Source organism: Nocardiopsis sp. TRM 82005 (assembly GCF_056312425.1).
Window position 1 is genome coordinate 407,067 of sequence record NZ_JBWDTQ010000005.1, and the last position, 18,657, is coordinate 425,723.

Annotated in this window: 17 protein-coding genes and 1 pseudogene; 8 read left to right on the plus strand and 10 right to left on the minus strand. The window is 70.8% G+C overall.

The window, feature by feature from the left end:
- Positions 1–288: 288 nt before the first annotated feature.
- From AC0T5L_RS04330 to AC0T5L_RS04340, 3 genes are all read right to left on the minus strand, one after another.
- Positions 289–1,059: a glucose 1-dehydrogenase gene (locus tag AC0T5L_RS04330; protein WP_476164023.1), complete on the minus strand. Its 771-nt coding sequence runs from the start codon at positions 1,057–1,059 to the stop codon at positions 289–291.
- Positions 1,060–1,139: 80 nt separating this feature from the next.
- The gene (locus AC0T5L_RS04335; protein ID WP_476164024.1) at positions 1,140–1,994 is read right to left on the minus strand and encodes a helix-turn-helix transcriptional regulator; all 855 of its coding nucleotides are present in this window, start codon (positions 1,992–1,994) and stop codon (positions 1,140–1,142) included.
- Between the two features lie 54 nt (positions 1,995–2,048).
- Positions 2,049–2,522 (minus strand): DUF6194 family protein, encoded by a 474-nt coding sequence (locus tag AC0T5L_RS04340; protein ID WP_476164025.1) that lies wholly within the window; start codon positions 2,520–2,522, stop codon positions 2,049–2,051.
- 97 nt (positions 2,523–2,619) lie between these two features.
- On the opposite strand from AC0T5L_RS04340, the gene AC0T5L_RS04345 reads away from it, so the two are divergent.
- Positions 2,620–3,321 carry a MerR family transcriptional regulator gene (locus tag AC0T5L_RS04345; RefSeq protein WP_476164026.1) on the plus strand — a complete coding sequence of 234 codons (702 nt, stop codon included), beginning with the start codon at positions 2,620–2,622 and terminating at the stop codon, positions 3,319–3,321.
- 103 nt (positions 3,322–3,424) lie between these two features.
- On the opposite strand, the gene AC0T5L_RS04350 is transcribed toward AC0T5L_RS04345, so the two are convergent.
- The 3 genes from AC0T5L_RS04350 to AC0T5L_RS04360 form a co-directional block, all read right to left on the minus strand.
- On the minus strand, positions 3,425–3,598 hold the full coding sequence (locus AC0T5L_RS04350; protein ID WP_476164027.1) for a hypothetical protein: 174 nt from the start codon (positions 3,596–3,598) through the stop codon (positions 3,425–3,427).
- A complete protein-coding gene (locus tag AC0T5L_RS04355) occupies positions 3,595–3,858 on the minus strand; it encodes a hypothetical protein (RefSeq protein ID WP_476164028.1) in 264 nt (87 codons plus the stop codon). The genes AC0T5L_RS04350 and AC0T5L_RS04355 overlap by 4 nt, the downstream gene beginning before the upstream one ends.
- 622 nt (positions 3,859–4,480) lie before the next feature.
- The gene (locus tag AC0T5L_RS04360; RefSeq protein ID WP_476164029.1) at positions 4,481–4,966 is read right to left on the minus strand and encodes a Scr1 family TA system antitoxin-like transcriptional regulator; all 486 of its coding nucleotides are present in this window, start codon (positions 4,964–4,966) and stop codon (positions 4,481–4,483) included.
- 263 nt (positions 4,967–5,229) lie between these two features.
- Between AC0T5L_RS04360 and AC0T5L_RS04365 the strand changes: the two genes are divergently transcribed.
- Positions 5,230–5,826 carry an ATP-binding protein gene (locus AC0T5L_RS04365; RefSeq protein ID WP_476164030.1) on the plus strand — a complete coding sequence of 199 codons (597 nt, stop codon included), beginning with the start codon at positions 5,230–5,232 and terminating at the stop codon, positions 5,824–5,826.
- A 71-nt stretch (positions 5,827–5,897) separates the two neighbouring features.
- Here AC0T5L_RS04365 and AC0T5L_RS04370 read toward each other — a convergent pair whose 3' ends face one another.
- Entirely contained in the window at positions 5,898–6,494 is a 597-nt protein-coding gene (locus AC0T5L_RS04370) for a GNAT family N-acetyltransferase (RefSeq protein WP_476164031.1), read from the minus strand.
- 313 nt (positions 6,495–6,807) lie between these two features.
- Between AC0T5L_RS04370 and AC0T5L_RS04375 the strand changes: the two genes are divergently transcribed.
- The 5 genes from AC0T5L_RS04375 (at position 6,808) to AC0T5L_RS04395 (ending at position 13,203) form a co-directional block, all read left to right on the plus strand.
- Positions 6,808–7,923, plus strand: coding sequence for a winged helix DNA-binding domain-containing protein (locus tag AC0T5L_RS04375; RefSeq protein WP_476164032.1), 1,116 nt, complete (start codon positions 6,808–6,810; stop codon positions 7,921–7,923).
- Positions 7,924–8,095: 172 nt separating this feature from the next.
- On the plus strand, positions 8,096–9,760 hold the full coding sequence (locus AC0T5L_RS04380; protein ID WP_476164033.1) for a hypothetical protein: 1,665 nt from the start codon (positions 8,096–8,098) through the stop codon (positions 9,758–9,760).
- 118 nt (positions 9,761–9,878) lie between these two features.
- On the plus strand, positions 9,879–10,694 hold the full coding sequence (locus tag AC0T5L_RS04385; RefSeq protein ID WP_476164034.1) for a DedA family protein: 816 nt from the start codon (positions 9,879–9,881) through the stop codon (positions 10,692–10,694).
- Positions 10,695–10,904: 210 nt separating this feature from the next.
- On the plus strand, positions 10,905–12,308 hold the full coding sequence (lpdA, locus tag AC0T5L_RS04390; protein ID WP_476164035.1) for a dihydrolipoyl dehydrogenase: 1,404 nt from the start codon (positions 10,905–10,907) through the stop codon (positions 12,306–12,308).
- 196 nt (positions 12,309–12,504) lie between these two features.
- Complete coding sequence (locus tag AC0T5L_RS04395) at positions 12,505–13,203, plus strand: hypothetical protein (RefSeq protein ID WP_476164036.1); 699 nt, start codon at positions 12,505–12,507, stop codon at positions 13,201–13,203.
- Positions 13,204–13,324: 121 nt separating this feature from the next.
- On the opposite strand, the gene AC0T5L_RS04400 is transcribed toward AC0T5L_RS04395, so the two are convergent.
- Positions 13,325–14,929 (minus strand): OmpA family protein, encoded by a 1,605-nt coding sequence (locus AC0T5L_RS04400; RefSeq protein WP_476164101.1) that lies wholly within the window; start codon positions 14,927–14,929, stop codon positions 13,325–13,327.
- Positions 14,930–15,329: 400 nt separating this feature from the next.
- Between AC0T5L_RS04400 and AC0T5L_RS04405 the strand changes: the two are divergent.
- Positions 15,330–15,428 (plus strand): annotated as a pseudogene (locus AC0T5L_RS04405) (anti-sigma factor); the annotation flags it as partial.
- Between the two features lie 70 nt (positions 15,429–15,498).
- Here AC0T5L_RS04405 and AC0T5L_RS04410 read toward each other — a convergent pair.
- The gene (locus tag AC0T5L_RS04410; RefSeq protein WP_476164037.1) at positions 15,499–16,791 is read right to left on the minus strand and encodes an MFS transporter; all 1,293 of its coding nucleotides are present in this window, start codon (positions 16,789–16,791) and stop codon (positions 15,499–15,501) included.
- Positions 16,792–17,288: 497 nt separating this feature from the next.
- Positions 17,289–18,236, minus strand: coding sequence for a hydroxymethylbilane synthase (hemC, locus tag AC0T5L_RS04415; RefSeq protein WP_476164038.1), 948 nt, complete (start codon positions 18,234–18,236; stop codon positions 17,289–17,291).
- Positions 18,237–18,657: the final 421 nt, after the last annotated feature.

Below are 18,657 nucleotides of genomic sequence, written 5' to 3' on the forward strand. Positions count from 1 at the left end.
CTCCGGCGCGCCATCACCCCTTCCGGTTCCGGGGGAGAGGGCCCGGAGACCGCCTGGGGCCTGCGGCTTCTCCGAAGGGACCACATCCGGCACCGACCAACGGCACCGAAAGATGTTACCTGTCCGTGACCTTACCCCCTTATCGGCCGCACGTCGAAATCCCCGGCCGGACCGCGCGGACTCCTGGCGCACGTCGACGGCCCTCAACGGGCGGTAACCCGCTGAGGGCCGTTTCGTGCGCTGGGCCCGGAGCCAGGAGGACCCGGTGCGCGAGCGCACCACCACGGCCTACCCCGCCGCCCCGGGGATGGCGGCGACCAGGCCGCCGTCGATGACCAGGTCCTGTCCGTTGACGTAGGCCGCCTCGTCGGAGGCGAGGAAGGCGACCGCGCCCGCGACGTCGTCGGCGGTACCGAGGCGGCCCGCCACCACGCCGTCGGCGACGGCGCCCTTCTCCTCCTCGGGGACGGCGGAGTGGAACATCGCTGTCTCGATGTAGCCGGGGCTCACCGAGTTGACCCGGATCCTCCGGGGCCCCAGTTCCGCCGCGAGGGTGTGCGCCAGGTTGTGCACCGCCGCCTTGGTCGCCGAGTAGAGGGTGGCGCCGGACATGCCCCGGTGCAGCGTCCACGACGCGTTGATCACGATCGCCGCGTGGTCGGACAGCAGCGGAAGGGTCTTCTGGACGGTGAAGAACACCCCCTTGAAGTTGATGTCCACGAGGCGGTCGAACTCGGCCTCGGTGACGTCGCCGCTCGGCTGGAACGAGGCGACGCCCGCGTTGGCGAAGACCACGTCCAGCCGCCCGTACCGGTCCCGGATCCGGTCCGCCAGCGCGTCGAGGTCGGCGAGGCTCGCCGCGTCGCCGCGCAGCGCGAGGACGCGGTCCCCGCCGTCCAGATCCTCGACCGCGGCGTCCAGCCGGTTCTTGTCGCGCCCGGTGATGACCACCCGCGCGCCCTCGGAGAGCAGCCTTCGCGCGGTGGCCAGTCCCATGCCGCTCGTGCCGCCGGTGATGAGTGCGGTCCTGCCGTCGAATCGGGAAGTGCTGTGTGTCATGGGGCCAACGTTCCAGCCGGCGCACGGCACGAACAGGGCGCGCTTATCCGGGGAGTGGCACCACCAGGTTCGGCGGGCGGTCAGGCCGGAGCGCCGAGCCGGGCGCGCGTCAGCCGTTCGAGCCGGTCCCCGGTCCCGGTGCCGGGACGCGGGTTGTACAGTTCCAGGTGCCAGTCCGGGCGGTCGGCCACCGTCAGGGTCGTCTTGTCGAAGACCAGGTCACCGGCCTCGGGGTGGCGCACCGCCTTCACCGCTTGGACGTGGTCACCCACGTCGTGGCGTGCCCACAGTCCGGCGAACTCGGGGCTCACGGCGCTGAGGTCCCCGACCACCCGGCCGAACTCCGGGTCGTCGGGGAAGTGTGCCGCGTCGGCGCGGAAGGCGGCGACGACCTCCGGCGCGACCGACGCCCAGTGGACGTGCATGTCGCGGTACCGGGCGTTGGTGAAGAACGTGATGAGGCAGTTGTGGTCGGTGTCGCCGTAACCGAACACCGTCCGCGCCGCGTCGTTGACCGCGAGCAGGTTCCAGTACCGGTCCCGCAGCATCGCGGGCCGCGGCGCCCACGCGTCGATCAGGTGCCGCAGCTCCGGGGTGACCGAGGTGCCCCGCGTCCCGCCGGGCCGTGGCGGGTTGAGGCCGGCCAGCACGTACAGGTGCGCGCGTTCGGGTTCGGTCAGGCGCAGTGCCCCGCTGATCGCGTCGAGCACCTCGACCGAGACGTTGATGTCGCGTCCCTGTTCGAGCCAGGTGTACCAGGAGACGCCGACCCCGGCCAGCACGGCGACCTCCTCGCGCCGCAGGCCCGGTGTCCGGCGCCTTCCCCCCGCGGCCATGCCGACGTCGCCGGGCGCGAGTCGCGCCCGGCGTGTGCGCAGGAAGTCGCGTAGCTGCTCGCGGCGGTTCCGTGCCACCGCGGGGGGTTCGCTGGCCATGCGCCATGGTAACAACGGCCGGTCCGGCCTTCCGGGGCTCGGCGGGCGTCCCCGTCAGCCCGGCGCCGGCCCGGCGCGTCGCTCGTGGCGCGAGCGTGCGAGCCGGTGCGCCCTGCCGAGCAGCTCGCGGACCACCGTGCCGGTCCGCCGGCCCGGATCGACCACCGCGAGCCAGCCGAGGGAGCCGTAGACGGGGTGCGCGATCACGGTGTCGGCGGCACCGGGGTCGGTGCCGTCCCCCGGCTCGCGCGGTTCACGGCCGGTCCAGTGGACGAAGGACTCCTTCCCCGCGGCGATGTTGACGCGGAACGTGTCCGGGCGGTCCAGCCGTGACCCCTCGTCACCCGGGTAGTCCTTGGTCACGATCGTCGCGAAGGGCTGGGTCGCCTCCGGCATGACGCCGTCGGGCGCGTAGTAGAAGAAGGTGTCGCCCCAGCTGATCTCCGGTGTGCCGTCGCCGGGTTCGGGACTGAAGGTCAGGACGCCGTCGAGGCCGTCCACGAATCTGATGATCTCGTCCTCGGTCATGTGCTCCAGCGTTTCATTAAGGTGCTTGTGGAGGCTTTGGAACGGAGACAGCTGGAGACAGGGGGCCTTCGGGGTGTCAACCCTCAACTCGCGGGCCATGCGTACGGCCGACGTCGCGCGACGCGCCGGATACTCCGTCCAGCAGGTACGCAACCTCGAACGCGACGGCGTGCTGCCGCCGGTGACACGCACGGCCTCGGGCTACCGGGTCTACCGGGAGGTCCACCTGCGTTCCGTGCTGGCCTACCGGGCCCTGGCGGCCGGCACGGACCCGGTCCGGGCCAAGGGGATCATGCGCGTCGCGCACGGGCGCCCGGTCCCGGAGCTGCTCGCCCTCCTCGACGCGGCACACGCCCGGCTCGACCGGGAACGCGGGGACCTCAGGCTCGCCGGGGAAGCCGTCGAGGCCGTCTCCGCCGAGCCGATAGACGAGGTCCGCCCGTCGGACTCGATGAGTGTGTCCGAACTCGCCGCCGCACTCGGGGTGCGTCCCTCGACGCTGCGGCACTGGGACTCCGAGGGGCTTGTCGTTCCCGACCGTGTCCGCACACGGGGGCCGCGGCGGTACTCGCCGGTCCAGGTGCGGGACGCCCGGATCGTCCACCAGCTGCGCAGAGCCGGGTACCGCGTCGACACCCTCCGGGTCCTGATGCCCGATCTGCCGCGCGGGCGCCGGTCGGAGGAGGTCGAGGCCGCGCTGGCGGCCCGGGACGCGGGCATCACGGCCCGCTCCCTGGCCCTCCTCGACGCCGCCGCCGAACTCGGCGCCCTCACCCGGCTCGCCGCTCAGCGGACGTGATGACCGGCCCGGCCAGTGACCTCCCCGCCGCTCAGCCCCGGAGGGCGTCAGCCGAGGAGGTCCTCGACGCGCTCGACGGTGACGGCCCTGGGCACCCATGCCTTCAGGGTTCCAGGCCGGTGCGGGACTCGACGTGCTGGCGGACCTCGTCGGAAACGGTGGACCCGCGTGCGGCCAGGACAGCGATCACGCTGTGGGACGGGCCCTCCTCGCGGCCCATGCCGACGTACTCGCGGGCGAGGTCGCTCTGCCACCGGAACCTGTCCGCGGGGCTCATGCGGGCGCTCCCTGGCGCTGCTGGCCGAGCCAGGTCCGGGTGAGTCCGGCGAGTTCGTCCCACTCGGAGGGGCCGGAGAGCAGGTCGCCGGCCGGGGCGGACGTGGCCGCCCACTCCCGGACCAGCGCCCTGGCACGTGCCTGGACGCGGGTGGAGCGGCGGCGTCGGCCGAAGGTCGAGTGGCGCCCGCACGGGGCGGGGAGGAAGGCGGTCACCGGGCCGAGGGCACGGCGGAGGAGGGCAGCGCTAAACTGGCGCATGCCGGCAAGTCCTTGTGTGTAAAGGTGGTCAATTTGCTAGCCACGGCCCCGAGCGGTTGCTAACGCCGCGGGGTCATTTCGTGGGTTCAGTTGTGTGTTCGGGAAGAACATCAGGGGTGCGGACGAGCGGAGATGGCAATACCGAGAAGTAATATCAGATGTTTCCAAAAAAGATGTCACGACAGACCGAGAAGGCTGCGCTCAATCCGTACACCCCAAGGCCGTTGGTTAGTATTTGCCCGAATTGATGGGGATTCCCGAAAACTTTCGGGCAGCAGAAAACGGCTGGCCATAAACCTGGCCAGCCGTTACGGGATTGAGAAGCCTAGAAGCGTGTGAGCCTCACGCCCCGGAGAAAGGACGCCCAGGCGTCGGCGGAGTACTCCACGTGCCCGAGGCCGCGTTTCTGGGTGTCGCGCGCCAACACGCGCTCCCCTCCGCCACCTCGACGCAGCGGCCCCCGCCACGCTGTGGCTGCTCGTGTGCCACAGACGCCCGTCGTGATCGTGTCTGTCCGTCAATGCTCTTCCTGGCCTTCCCGACCAGTTCCACGCTGGCCTCCATCGGCAGCGCCTCGGCTTGCAGGAGGCCGAAGACGGCCATCCACCCCTGCACCCCTCCATCAGCACCTCACCACCCGAGTACTCGGCTGAGGGCGCGTCTTCTCCAGGATCTCCCGGCGCCGCATCCGCGACGTGACCATCTGATCGACCTCGTCCCCCGAGGCCCACGGAGCTCCGTCCCGGATGGTCGCCCTGGCGTACTCGGCGGTCTGGACCAGGCCGGGGACGAGCTGGCACTGGTACTCCCGCAGCTCCGAAACCCGTTGTTCAATCTCCGGCGCATGTTCGTACCAGATCGGCAGCGAATCAGGCGCGTTGACCTTCTCATACGCGCGTGCGAGGCGGCCGTTGGCGTTGAGTGCCTGGTCGATTTGGCGGGCCTGGATTTCGGTCATGCCGCGCTTGCCGTTCTCCCATGCCGAGACCTGGGCGGGAACGACTCTCGCGTACGGCGCCAGCTCGGATCGGGTCGTCCGGGTCCGCTTCCGCAGTGCCCTCAGCTCGGCACCCAGCTTGCGCCATTTCGGCCTTCCGCGTCGTCCCACGCATCCATCCGATCAACCGGAGGAAAACCAGTCCGACCGCTCTCCCGCGAACGGTCGGCCAGAAACAATCGATTCACCGTTTCCTCACCAGCCCGGTTGTTTTCCTGGAGTTCCGGCCCGTAAGCGTCCATGGTGTTGTCCATGGACACGCGTCAGCGGCACAGCGGCCGCCCGGCACAGCGCCCGCGCTGTTCAGAGCGTGTCCGAGGCCAGCGAGACGCCCTCTCCGCCCCATGGCGGACGGGCTGGAAACGGGGGGTCGGATGGGATCAGTGATCCGTATGGGACAGCGTGGGAATGCCCCGCAGGAGGGTTCGGCGAAGGAGGGCCGGGCCACCCGGTTGCCCCGCCGCACGACCGACCCCCGCGACCGCGCGGCGATCCTGGTGGAACGGGCGCCGGACGGCATCGGCCACTCCCTGACCCTCGCCGGGGTGGCCGAGCAGGCCTCCGTGCTCCGGCGCCGGATCGCCTCGGCCGCCTCGCTGCCGCCCCGGTCGACCGAGCTGCTCCAGGACCTGGTCAGCGAACTGTTCAACAACGCGGTCATCCACTCGCGCAGCGGCTGCGAGGGCGGGGAGGTGGCCGTCACGCTGCACCGGCTCCGGGGGCGGACGCAGGTGAGGGTCACCGACCAGGGACCGCTCACGCCCGAGGCGGCCACACCGCACCTGCGCCCCCTGGACACCTCCGGTGAGGGCGGCCGGGGGCTGCGGTTGGTGGCGGTACAGGCCAGCAGGTGGGGAACCCTGCACGAGGACGGCCGGACGACGGTGTGGTTCGAGCTGGACCGGCCCGGCCGGGACGCGCCCACCCGGGACGATCCTGCTCTTGGTGCCGCTGCGGGGCGCCGACAGTGACACCGGGAGCGGGGCCACGGGGAGGAGGCCCCGCGCGCCACCGCCCGCGACGCTTCCGGACGGCACCGGCCTCACCGGAAGCTCGGGCCCTCCTCCAGGAGCTCGCGCACGCCCGGCCACTCGGCTTTGAGCACCGAGTAGTACACCGCGTCGCGGCGGTGCCCGTCAGGCATGGGGTTGTAGCTGCGCAGCACGCCCTCCTCCGTGGCACCGATGGCGCGCAGGCCCCGGCGGGCGCGCTCGTTGAGCACGTCGGTCTTGAACTCGACCCGTTCGGCGCCCATCTCCTCGAAGGCGTGCCGCATCAGCAGGTACTTCGACCAGTGGTTGATCCCGCGCCCGCGGAACTCGCGTCCCAACCAGGAGCTGCCGATCTCCAGGCGCTGGTCCTCCTCGGACATGTTCCCGTAGCTCGTGCTGCCCGCGACACGCCCGCTCGCCTTGTCGGTGATGGTGAACGTCGTACGTTTCCCGCTGTCACTGGCGGACAGGTAGGAGTAGAAGAACCGGACGAAGCTCGCCTCGTCATCCACCCGGGTCACGAAATGCGTCCAGATGTCCGGGTCCATGGCCTGTTCCCGCCACCCCTCGCGGTCCGTCTCCACCAGTGGAGTGATCAGCACATGCTCGGTCTCCAACTGGACTCGCGACTGCTCGGACCACGACATGGGCACTCCTCCGGTATACGTCGTTATGTCCGTTGCGGATTGTAGTGTCGACCAACGAACCGGCCCCCATGCGGGGACCCCTCCAGAGCCACCGACCCGCAGTCGTATGGCCCGCCCCACCCACCAGACCACCGCGTCGGGGATGACGCAACCGGCCCCGTGACCACGTGGTCCGCCTCCGCGTCGAGGCCGCCGAAGCCCGAAGGACGCCCCCTTCCACCTCCGCTCCGGCCCGCCCTGGCCCGCCTCGCCCTGTCGGCCCCCGTCGGTAGTGTGCCCCCCACTGACCGACGCCTCCGGGAGGAACCGAGCGATGACCGCCGCCGACACCGTCCTCTCCCGGCGCGCGCTGAACCGCGCCACCCTCACCCGCCAGTTCCTCCTGCGGCGGGTGGACCGCCCGGTCACCGAGGTCGTCACCCACCTGGCCGGCCTCCAGGCACAGACCACGCACACCTGGTACGTCGGCCTCCAGAGCAGGATCGAGGGGCTCGACCCCCACGCGGTCGGGGCCCAGCTCACCGACGGCGAGCTCGTCCGGGCCACGCTGATGCGCGGCACCCTCCACCTGGTCACCCCCGAGGACCTCCGTTCGCTGCGCCCCACCCTGCGGACCGTCATGGCCAACGACCTGGCGCGCAGCAGCCACGCAAAGGCCACCGCCGGAGCCGACCTGGACGCCGTCGTGGACGCCGGCCGCGCCGTCCTGGAGCAGGGGCCGCTCACCCCCGCCGAGTTGGGCGCCCACCTGGCCAAGCGGTGGCCGGACCACCCCACGGGAGACCTCTCCTACGTGGTCCGCGCCCTGCTCCCCGTCGTCCACGTGCCCCCGCGCGGGGTGTGGGGCGCCTCCGGGCAGCCCAGGCTCGCCCCCGCCGACACCTGGACCGGGCTGCCCATGGACGCCGATCCGGACCCTGAGGCGCTCGTGCTCCGCTACCTGGCCGCCTTCGGTCCTGCCACCGTGAAGGACGTTCAGACGTGGTCGGGGCTGACCCGGCTGCGCGCGGTGGTGGACCGCCTGCGGGAGCGGCTCGTGGTCCTGCGCGGCGAGGACGGCACCGAGCTGTTCGACCTCCCCGAAGCCCCGCGCCCGGGGCCGGACGTCCCGGCGCCCGTGCGTTTCCTCTACGACTTCGACAACTTGTTGCGCGGCCACGCCGACCGCAGCCGGGTGATCTCCTCCGAGAACCTGAGACGGATCAACTCGCGCAACGGGATGCCGCCCGCCACGGTGCTCGTCGACGGCGAGGTGCGCGGCTCTTGGAAGGTGGTCCGCACCGGGAGGGCCGCGACCGTGGAGGTGATCCCCTACGCACCGGTCGGAGGCGCCGACCGCGACGAGGCCGAGGCGGAGGGCCTACGGCTGCTGGAGTTCCTGGCCCCCGACCGCGACAGGCACGAGGTCCGGTTCGCCCAGCCCGTCTGACCACCGCGTTCGTGCTTGGGACCGTCCCGGACCGCTCCGGACCGCCCCAGACCGCCCCGTTCACTCCCGCGCGCTTCACATGTGTCCGTTTTATGCCGATATTGCCGATGTCCGCCATGGGGGCATGTAGCCAGACCTCGGACACTACGCGTGGGTATGGAAAGATTCACGGGTGACCGAAGAGTTCCGCACCGCGTTCCAACGCGTGCTCGACACCGCAGCCAGCCAGGCGTCCGACTTCCCAGCGGCCGTACACGACGTGTTCCGGCTCTCCTCCCAGGTGCCCGTGGAAGAACTCGCCACCGCCCTGGAGGCGCTGGCGCCGGTTCTGGGCGACACCGAGCCGGTCGCGGGAATCGCGGCCGATCTCGCCGTCCTGGCCGGCGCCCTGGTGGAGTCCGGAGCGCCCGCGGGGCAGGTGGGGCTGGAGGTGCTGCGCCAGCTCGGCAGCTACGGTCAGGCCGCGGCGGCGTTCATGCACGCGTGGGACAAGACCGGTGGCGGGACACCGCCCCCGCCCAACGACGTGTCCGCGGCCGCCGAGCAACGGGTCGAGGAGGTCCTCGGGGACAACGCGCCGCTGGCCACGAGGGGCTGGTGGACGTCGCTGCGCTACGGGCTCGCCGCCAAGGCCATGCTGGGCGACCCCGAGATGCGCGCGGCCGTGCGCACCGACTCCAGCGCGCTGGAGGGACTCACCCAGATCGTGCACGCCCTCTCCACCCAGCTCAGCGAGTTCGTCGAGCTGAACGAGCTGCTGCGGATGGCGGAGGCGGACACCGCCCTGGTCCTGGAGCGGGCCTCGTGGCGGGGTTTTCGGGTGCGCTTCGACGGGATCGGCGACAACTTCCAGCTGCACACGCTGCTCGCCGACGCTCTCATCGGCAAGGAGGGCAGGCTGGTGCCGGGCACCCGGCCCGACCCCCGGTGGACCGCCGCGTGCCTGGACGCTCCCGTGGACCCGCTGGCCGACGTGGTGCGCGGCGAGTGGGACCTGGTCGGCGGCGACGGCACGTGGGTGGGCAACGAGGCCTACCCCGGGGACATCCCGGTGGTGAACGGGGAACGCGTGCTGGTGCTGGAGCCGCAGTCGCTGGCCCACTCCTGGCGCGCGGGGCGCAGGCACCCGCATATCCCGGGTTCGCTGAAGGTGCTGGAGGAGCTGAGCCCCGGTGAGGCGACCGCCTGGTGGTCGCGGATCCATCCGGCCGGTGAGGTGCGGCACCCGATGGCACCTCCGATCGAGCACGACGAGACCGGGACCCACCGGGCGCCCCGCCACTTCGGGGTGGCCGCGCACTTCGCCGAGGTGGACTCGGGCCCGATGTCGTCGACGTTCAAGGCGTTGGAGCCGGACCCCGTGGAGGAGGATGACCCCTTCGCCGGAACCGGTCCCGCTCCGGACGGGTCGCGTGCCCCGACACCCGTTCCGGAGCCGTGGGGTGTGCCGCAGGGATACCACGACGAACTCACAGCGCCAGAACCCTGGGGAACACCGCAGGAGTACCGCGACGAACTCACAGCACCGGAGCCCTGGGGAACGCCACAGGAGTACCACGACGGGCCCGCGGCGCCGGGTCCGTGGAGAACACCGCGGAAGCGCCACGACGGACCCGCGGCGCCGGAGACGGAGTCCGAGCCGCAGCGGGGGGCCGCCGAACCGGTGGACTTCCTCTCCGGGCCCGCGGAGGCCGCCGAAGCCGTGGAACCACCGTCCGCCGCCGACGGCAGGCGGCCCGGTGCGCGACTGCTGCCGCCCCTGCCGCCGGGGGTCTCGGACAGCTGGTCGTGGGCTCCCAAGTGGAAGCGGCCCCTGCCACCCGGTTCCTCGCTCTGACCGAAGCCCCCTCTCCTCGCCATGACATGTGTCATGCCGCGGGGCCGTCGGCTCTCACACCGGTCCGCTGACACACGCGACTACGGGGCGAAGCGCCTGATCCGTGAGAATTGGTGGCATGACGACAGCGAGTGGCGACCGCACGGGCGAGGACCCCGCGGACCCGCGGGCCGGGCAGGACCCCCCTCAAGAGGCCGGGGAGCCCCCGGAACAGGGGACGCGAAGGATCAAGGAGGAGGTGCGGAAGGAGGAGGCCCGGGCGGCCTTCCGCTCGGTGAAGCCCTGGCAGGGCGAGGCCACGCGGCAGGACAAGGCCCTCCTGGCCGCCTTCTTCGGGCTCCCCCTCTTCTTCATGGCCCTGACACCGCTCAAGCCCTTCCTGATCGCCCACCACCCGGTCCTCCTGGAGTTCGTCACCGGCAGCACCTCGGCGATCGGCGCGGCCGCGGCCTTCGCCCGTATCGGTGAGATACCGCTGTGGCTCGTCATCGTGGCGGGCGTCTTCGGCAAGGTGAAGTTCGACTGGCTGTTCTGGTGGGTGGGCCGGCTCTGGGGCCGCGGCATCGTCAACCTTCTCGCCCCGGGTGAGAAGGCCCAGCACCTCGCCGACGGGGCGCAGAACATGAACCCCTGGATCATCAGGGCCGCCGTCCCCCTCAGCTACCTGCCGGGGATCCCCTCCGCCCTCGTCTACGTCGTCGCGGGCTGGACCGGGATGCGCCTGTCGTCCTTCCTCGCCCTGGACCTCGCCGGGGCCCTGCTCTTCACCTCGGCGGTGGCCTCCATCGGCTACGCGTCGGGCCAGGCCGGGGTCGACATCGTCCTCATGGTCGACAAGTACGCCCTCTGGGTCTCCATCGGCGTCATCATCCTCATGGCCTTCGTTCCCGCGGTCAAGAAGAGCCGCGCGGCCAAGGCGGCGGCGCGGAGCTGACACCGCGGGACCGTGCCCGAGGCCGTCAGGGGCCGGCTCCGGCCAGGCGAATCCGCCGCCACCAGCCGCCACCCCGGAAAGTGGTGGCAAGAAAGCGGCTGGTCACCCATGTGCGGCGGGCTCCCGACTAGGCTGGCGTTCGGCAAACCGACAACCCGGGCAAGCCGACTGCGCTGGGTGCGTCACAAACACACTCAAGGAGATCCCGTCATGGGACAGCGACACTTCGACCTGGTGGTTCTCGGCGCGGGGCCCGGCGGCTACGTCGCCGCCGTCCGCGCCGCACAGCTCGGCCTCAACACCGCCGTCATCGAGGAGAAGTACTGGGGCGGGGTCTGCCTCAACGTGGGATGCATCCCCTCCAAGGCGCTGCTTCGCAACGCCGAACTCGCCCACCTGTTCCACAATGACGCCGACCTCTTCGGCATCAAGGTCGACGGCAAGGTCGAGTTCGACTTCGGCAAGGCCTACAGCCGCAGCCGCGAGGTGGCCGACGGCCGCGTCAAGGGCGTCCACTACCTCATGAAGAAGAACAAGATCACCGAGATCGACGGGCGCGGCACCTTCACCGACGACCACACGATCGAGGTCAACGGCGAGGACGGCGGCACCGAGACCGTCACCTTCGACCACGCGGTGATCGCGGCGGGGTCCTCCACCAAGCTGCTTCCCGGCACCGAGCTGTCCGAGCGGGTCGTCACCTACGAGGAGCAGATCCTCACCGACACCCTGCCCGAGAGCATCGTCATCGCCGGTGCGGGCGCCATCGGCGTGGAGTTCGCCTACGTCCTGGCCAACTACGGCGTGGACGTCACCATCGTCGAGTTCCTCGACCGCATCGTGCCCACAGAGGACGAGGAGGTCTCCAAGGAGCTGGCCCGGGCCTACAAGAAGCTCGGCGTCAAGGTCATGACCTCCACCCGCGTGGAGTCGGTCGAGGACACCGGCCAGGGTGTCCGGGTCACCGTCAGCAGCAAAGGCGAGGAGCAGACCCTGGAGGCCGACAAGCTCCTCCAGGCCATCGGCTTCGCCCCCAACGTGGAGGGCTACGGCCTGGAGAAGACCGGTGTGGAGCTGACCGAGCGGGGCGCCGTCGCCATCGACTCCCGTGGCCGCACCAACGTCCCGCACATCTTCGCGATCGGCGACGTCACCGCCAAGCTCATGCTGGCCCACGCCGCCGAGGCCATGGGTATCGTCGCCGCCGAGACCATCACGGACGCGGAGACCCAGGAGATCGACTACAGGTTCATCCCGCGTGCCACCTACTGCCAGCCGCAGATCGCCAGCTTCGGCTACACCGAGAAGGAGGCGCGGGAGGCCGGCTTCGACGTCCAGGTCGCCAAGTTCCCGTTCATGGCCAACGGCAAGGCGCACGGTCTCGGGGACACGCGCGGTTTCGTCAAGATCCTCTCCGACGGCAAGTACGGGGAGTTCCTGGGCGCCCACCTGATCGGCCCGGACGTCACCGAGCTGCTGCCCGAGCTGACCCTGGCCCAGCAGTGGGACCTGACCGTGCACGAGGTCGCGCGCAACATCCACGCCCACCCGACGCTCAGCGAGGCGGTCAAGGAGGCCGTACACGGCCTGGCCGGTCACATGATCAACATGTGACGGCCCGTATCGCCGGGTCCCCCTCTCCTCGGCGGAGGCGGGGACCCGCTCGTGGGGCCGGACCCCGCGCGAAGGTGCCGCCCGGACCGGCTGGGAGGGCCGCCGCCGAGATGGGAACGCCGGGAACTTGCTAGGTTTCCTGTGTCCCCCGCCGGAGCCTCCCCTCGCCCGGCGCTCCCCGACCCGAAAGCCACCCATGCGACTGATCCCGTCCACCCCCCTGTCGTGCCTGGGCACGGCCGTCGCCACCGTCGTCGTCGGCGGAGTCGTCCTCGTCGGCTTCGGCGTGGTCGACCTCGACGAGTTCGACATGGACTTCAGCCTCTCCTGGGGAGAGGGCGAGGAGTCCCCGGACGAGGAACCCGAGGCCGGTGCCAGCCCCGAGGAGGAGGCTGAGGAAGAACAGGCCGCGTCGGACTACGGGCTGCCCGAGTCGTGCGAGGCCGCCGGTGCCGCCGGGGTCGTCGGCGACCTGGCACCGGGCACCGTCCTCGCCGAGGAGACCGGCGGGGTGGAGGGTATCGACGGCGCCGAGCAGGTGGTGTGCTCGTTCAGCGACGGCAGCACCGATCCCGGCGCGCCCTCGTTCACCCTCGTGTTCACCCTGAACGCCGACCCGAGCGCCAACCCGGACGTGGTGCAGGTGCCCGGCGCGGAGGCGGAGATGAACTGGGAGGTGGACGTCGACGTGGACGTGGACACCTACCACACCGACGGCTCCGACTCCCTGGGCGGCGACCTGGAGTACGTGGGCACCGTGGACGGCTCCAGCCGCCACCTGTACCTGTCGCTGCCCGGCGACCTGTACGTCACGGCGATCGCCTACTCCGACGAGGTGCCGCGCGAGGACCTGGAGCGGGTGGTCATGCAGGCCGCCGAGCAGATCCGCGGCTGACGCCCGGGAACGGCGGAGGGGGCCACCCGTCGGTGGCCCCCTCACGCGTTCCCGGGCAAGGAGGGGCTCCGCGGAGCCCTGAAGGGGTGCTGCGGAGCCCAAGGGCGAAAAGGAACTGCCCCTAGTACTCGACCGGGATCTCCTCGAACTCGCCGAACGGACCCGCACGCAGGGTCAGCTCCTCCACGTCCACCGGCGGCGCGGGGAACACCGCGACCAGGTTGTAGGTGTTGTCGGGCTGAAGCATGTGCACCTCCTCGGCGAAGCTGCTGTAGCGGCCCTCGCCGAAGTCCATCTGCGCCACGTACCGCACCAGGCCGCTCTCCGGCTCCAGCAGCTGGAAGCCGCCGAGCGTGCCCTTGTTGAACTGCTCCGGTCCACCGGCCTGGATGGCGTCCTGGCCGCCCATGTCGGGGATGGTCGGCTGGTCGGTGGTGTTGGTCAGCGACACGGTGCCGATGACGTAGGCACCGTCGCGGCGCAGCGGGTAGACCTCCAGGTTCACCCCGTCCAGCTCGCCCTCGGCCACCACGGACCCCGGGTCGTCGTCGTAGGCCGCGGGCCAGGTGACGTTGCGCTGGGCGGCGCCCAGGCCGTCGTCGTCGTACTCCTCTTCCTCCGTGGTCTCCACGGAGGTGTTGAAGACGTAGGAGAACTCCACACGCCGGTTGCGGGCCCGGGCCTCGTCGTCGTCGGGGCCGCCCTCGCGCGCGACCGGCTCACGCTTGCCCCGGCCCTCGACCTCCAGGTCGTAGTCGGTGCCCAGTTCCTCGGCGAGCAGGTCGCGCACGCTCTCGGCGCGCTTGACCGACAGGGGGTCGTTGTAGGAGTCGTCGCCGATGCCGTCGGTGTGGCCGATGACGGTGATGACGGGCTCTTCGGGATCGACGTTGTCGGCCAGGGTGGTGGCCGCGCGGCGCACCACGTCCTCGGCCTCGGCGGTCAGGTCCGAGCGGTCGAACTCGAACATGACGTCGGAGTGCAGGGAGATGATCTCGCGGTCGCCGTCACGGGTGGTGGAGGCGATCTCGGAGTCGACGAAGCTCTGCACCCATCCCTCGTCGGCCACCGCGTCCTCGTCCGGGCCGCGGTTGGCGAAGGTGAGGTTCTCACCGCTCGGGGGAGGGTTGTCCAGGGTGAGGTGGTCGGGTCCGTTGGGGTTCTCCGGGGCCGGCCGCTCCTCCTCCACATCCTGGATGGGGATGCCGGTCATGGCGCCGAGGCCGCTGCCGACGAAGGTGATCTGCTCGACCTCGTCGGGGATGCGCGGGAAGTAGCGTACGTACTCGTTGGTGACACCGTCATGGACCGGGTACAGGCCGTCCTGGTTGGGGCTCTCGGAGCCGTACTTGCGGCCCTCCTCGTCCAGGAACTGCCGGTAGACGCGGCCGGTGAGCGGGTCGACCAGGGTGTGGGCCATGCTCAGGTTCCGGTTGGGACCGGAGAACTCGTCGGGGTAGGTGACCTCGTAGTACATGACGGTGTAGTCGTCGGTGCGCTCCAGGCCGGTGACGGCGAAGTGCATCTCGTTGTCCTGGCCGGTGTCCTGGAAGATGCGGCCCTCGCGGACGTAGGGGAACTCCTCCTTGACCTCGGGTGGGCCCGACGCGTCTCCGAACGTCTCTGACCACCAGTCGGATATGTCCGCGGTGACCGTGCAGCCGCTGAGTAGGAGGCTGCCCGAAACCATCAGCGCGACCACGGTGAGGGGCGTCTTCCGCGCCATGTGGGGGAACTCCGATCGTTGAGAAGACATACGGGCAATATCCTCCTGCACTCGCGGGGTCGAACCGACCACCCCGTCCCCGGTTGGCGGGATACGGCACCTTTCAGAAGGGTTGTCCGGCGCGGGGGAGGACCGGCGCGGGGAAAGTCCCCCACCGGGGGAGGTCGGCGCAGCGGATCCGGGAACCGCATGTGCGCAGTTCACAGCGCTCGTCGAACCTTCCGAGAAAATACTCCGAAGGCACCCATCCGCCTCGGCGCCAGCCCCGAATACCCGACGTGGGCACCAGGACACGCGGGAACACCCCGCCACGCGACAGGCGGCGGTGCGTCGTCGGATCAGCCGTGGGGCTACTCACCGTGACCGCCTCACTGGGCGTCGCGGAGCTGGCCGTCCCGAGGACGAGGCGACCGAGGGTGTGGCCGTCACCGTCGAGCCCGAGGGCGGCTCCGAACAGCCCACCTCTGACCCGCTGATGGCGATGGCGATCGACGGCTGACGTCGGCCCCACCGGGGCCGGCCCGCCGTCCGTGGCCTGGTTCCGGCCCCTGCGCGGGGCGGGGCCGGGGTCAGGCCACGGACACGTCCTCCGGGCGGGGCAGGTTCCGCATGACCGGCGAGAGGCTGAACAGGGCGGCGAGCGCTGAGACCAGTGCCATCGTCAGGAAGACCCAGGTGGGCCCGGCCAGGTCGAAGATCACCCCGATCCCGAGGATGCCGATCGGCTGGGAGACCAGTGCCATGAACGTGACCGCGCCCAGCACGCGCCCCTGGTAGCCGTCGGTGACCGACGCGGCGACGTAGCCGTGGAACACCGCGTTCACACACGGCACGATGGAGAACACGCAGCCCACCAGCACCCCGAGCGTCATCACGTTGGGCGCGGCCAGCAGCGCCAGCGCGCACACGGGGGCCGACCAGGCTGCGGCGAGGAAGGTGGTCGACGGGCGCACCCACTTGACGACCGCCCCGGCGAACAGGGCACCGACCAGGCCGCCGGTTCCGGCCAGGGATACGGTCAGCCCGATCTGGAAGTGGCTGGCGCCCTGGCTCTCGGCGGTCGCGATGAGGGCCAGAGCGGCGCCCGTCTGGGTGAAGGTGAGGTTGAATCCGACGATCCACAGGATCATCGGGCGCAGGATCGGGTTCCTGGCCAGCACGGTGAACCCGCTGACCGTGCCTCGCAGGGTCCACTGGTCCGGAGCTTCGCGCTGGTGGGCCTGCATGGGACGGCGGATGGACAGCACCAGCACCGCCGACACCAGGTAGCTGAGGGCCTCAGCGGCGAAGGGGAAGGCCCTGCCCAGGCTGAAGAGGGATCCGGCTACGGGCGCTCCGAGGGCTGTGGTGGTGAAGAAGCGGATCTGGTTCTGCGCGGCGGCCTCGGCCACCTGCGGGGCGGGGACCAGCTGCTTGATGGAGGCCATCGCGACGGGGTTGGAGACGCCCATCATCGCCGCGGAGCCGACCGCGACGCCCGTGAGGAGGGGGAGTGTGACGTTCTCGGTGACCAGGAGGACGGTGAAGAGGGCGAGCAGCGCGAGGCGTCCGAGATCGCAGCACAGCAGGACGGTTCTGCGGTCGGACCGGTCGGCGAGCGAGCCGCCGATGACGGCGGCGATCATCGCGGTGGCGACCTGGGCGGCCCCGATGGCGCCCGCCTGCGTGGCTGATCCCACGAGCAGGAGCGCGAGGAGGGGGTAGGCGACCTCACCGCTCTCCTTGCCGAGCCCGGCGAGGAACCGGCTGGTCCAGAGAAGCTGGAAGTCGCGGTTGCGGATGAGGGGGACGAACTGCTCCGCGCCGTCGATCGGCAGTGCCTGCCCTGCGGGATGTGGTGAGTGGTGCGGCGGCGCCGTCATCGCGACCGGTTGACCCGTCCGCAGACCCGGGTGGGGGGCCTGTCGAGGGGTGTGGTTCTCATGTCGTCATTATGCGCTCATCGCCCATATTGACGAAGCTTTGGTGGTTCTGCGCCTCGTACGACGGGATTATCTGGAAAAAACGCTCTGTGAGTGGTGTAGGCGGTTGCTCTCTCCGGAGTGGGAGCAGGACGGCCTCGACTGCCTCACGGAGCCTTCCACCCCAGATGAGCAGCGAATACGCGGGATAGGGCCGGCGCCAACCGTATCCGGGAGACGGGGGCCCACGGGCATGCCGTTGCGGATGGGGACAGTGGGTGCCACGGGAGAGGAAAGCGGCTACCAGGGACGACGACGGGCGGGGCCGGGGGAGCCGCCGCGGCGTCGGAGGAGGACATGGCCGGGTTCGGTCACGGCCCCGCCCCGGGGAGGGGTCGGGGCCGGGCGGGTGGGTCCGGAGCCGCTGGGGGCCGGAGGGGGTTCGTCGTGTCCGGGCTCTAGCGCGGGATCCCGTCGATCAGGTCGCGCCCGCCTTTACGGAGGAGGGTCGCGCCGACGTAGGCGCCGAGCTCGACCGCACGCTCCGGGACGTCCCATTCCTGGGCGTACACCCAGTCCGACCCGTCGCGGGTGAACACCTTCCCGTGCAGCGAGATCTGCCCGTCGGGGGTGGTGGTCGCGTGCCCAGCGATCGGACTGTTGCAGTGGCCACGGAGCGCGCCGAGCATGGTCCGCTCGGCCGTGATGTGCACCCGCGTCTCAGCGTCGTCAAGCTCCTGCAACAGCTCGTCGACGCCGTGGTCCGGCTCCCGGCACTCCAGACCGAGCACGGACGCGCCGACCGCCGGACACATCATGTCCAGGGGGAGGAGTTCGACGGCGCGGTACGCGAGCTCCGTCCGTTGGAGTCCCGCGTAGGCGAGTACCGCGGCGTCGAACTCGCCCTCGTCCAACCGGGCGATCCGCGAGTTGATGTTGCCCCGGAAGTACTCGGTCTTCAGGTGCGGGTAGTGCTGGCCGAGCTGGGCCCGGCGCCGTACCGCGGAGGTGCCGACGCGGGCGCCCGGTGATAGGTCAGCGAGGGACTTCGCCGACGCTGTGGTCGGGAGGAGAAGGCAGTCGCGGGGGTCCTCCCTCGGCAGGTACGCCGACCAGGTGAACCCGTCCGGACGCGGAACGTCCCCCGGAACGTCCTTCATGCAGTGCACGGACATGTCGGTCTCGCCGAGGGCGAGCGCACGGTCGAGCTCCTTCATGAAGGCGCCCTTACCACCCAGCACGCTCAAATCCCCGCGCCATTTGTCGCCTGCGGTCGTGATGGGCACGATCGCGGTCGGCAGGTCGGGCACGGCCTGAACGATCAGAGCCTGCACCTGGCGGGCCTGGGCCATGGCCAGCGGAGAGGAGCGGCTACCGATACGGAGCGGCGGGCGGTCGTCGGGCATGCGACCAAAGTACTCGGCCGCGGCTACTGGCCGAGTACGTTCGGGCAGGTCACGACGGGTTGTCGCAATCTCAGGCACGGAGGCCCTCCCTGGGGGTGGGTCCCGTGTGTTCGGCGGGGCCACGGCCGAGCACACAGGGGGCTACTCGTCGTCGGGGTGCGTCCAGAAAACTCCGCCTAGGATCGGGACCTCGGTCCCCATGGCACCCCCAAGCCCTTCCTCGGGGTCCTGGGCGTCGTCGTCGGTGGGGTCGCCGGACATGGCGGGGTCCTCATCTCAGGTATCGCGGGCAGACGCCCGCTGTCACGGGCGCGGAGGCTGGCCTCCAGCTGCTCGGGGGTGGGCTCCGCGTGGGTCTGCCACGGCGCCCCGGCCTCCCGTGCGGTGGCCAACCACATGTGGCCGGTGAAACTCACGTAGT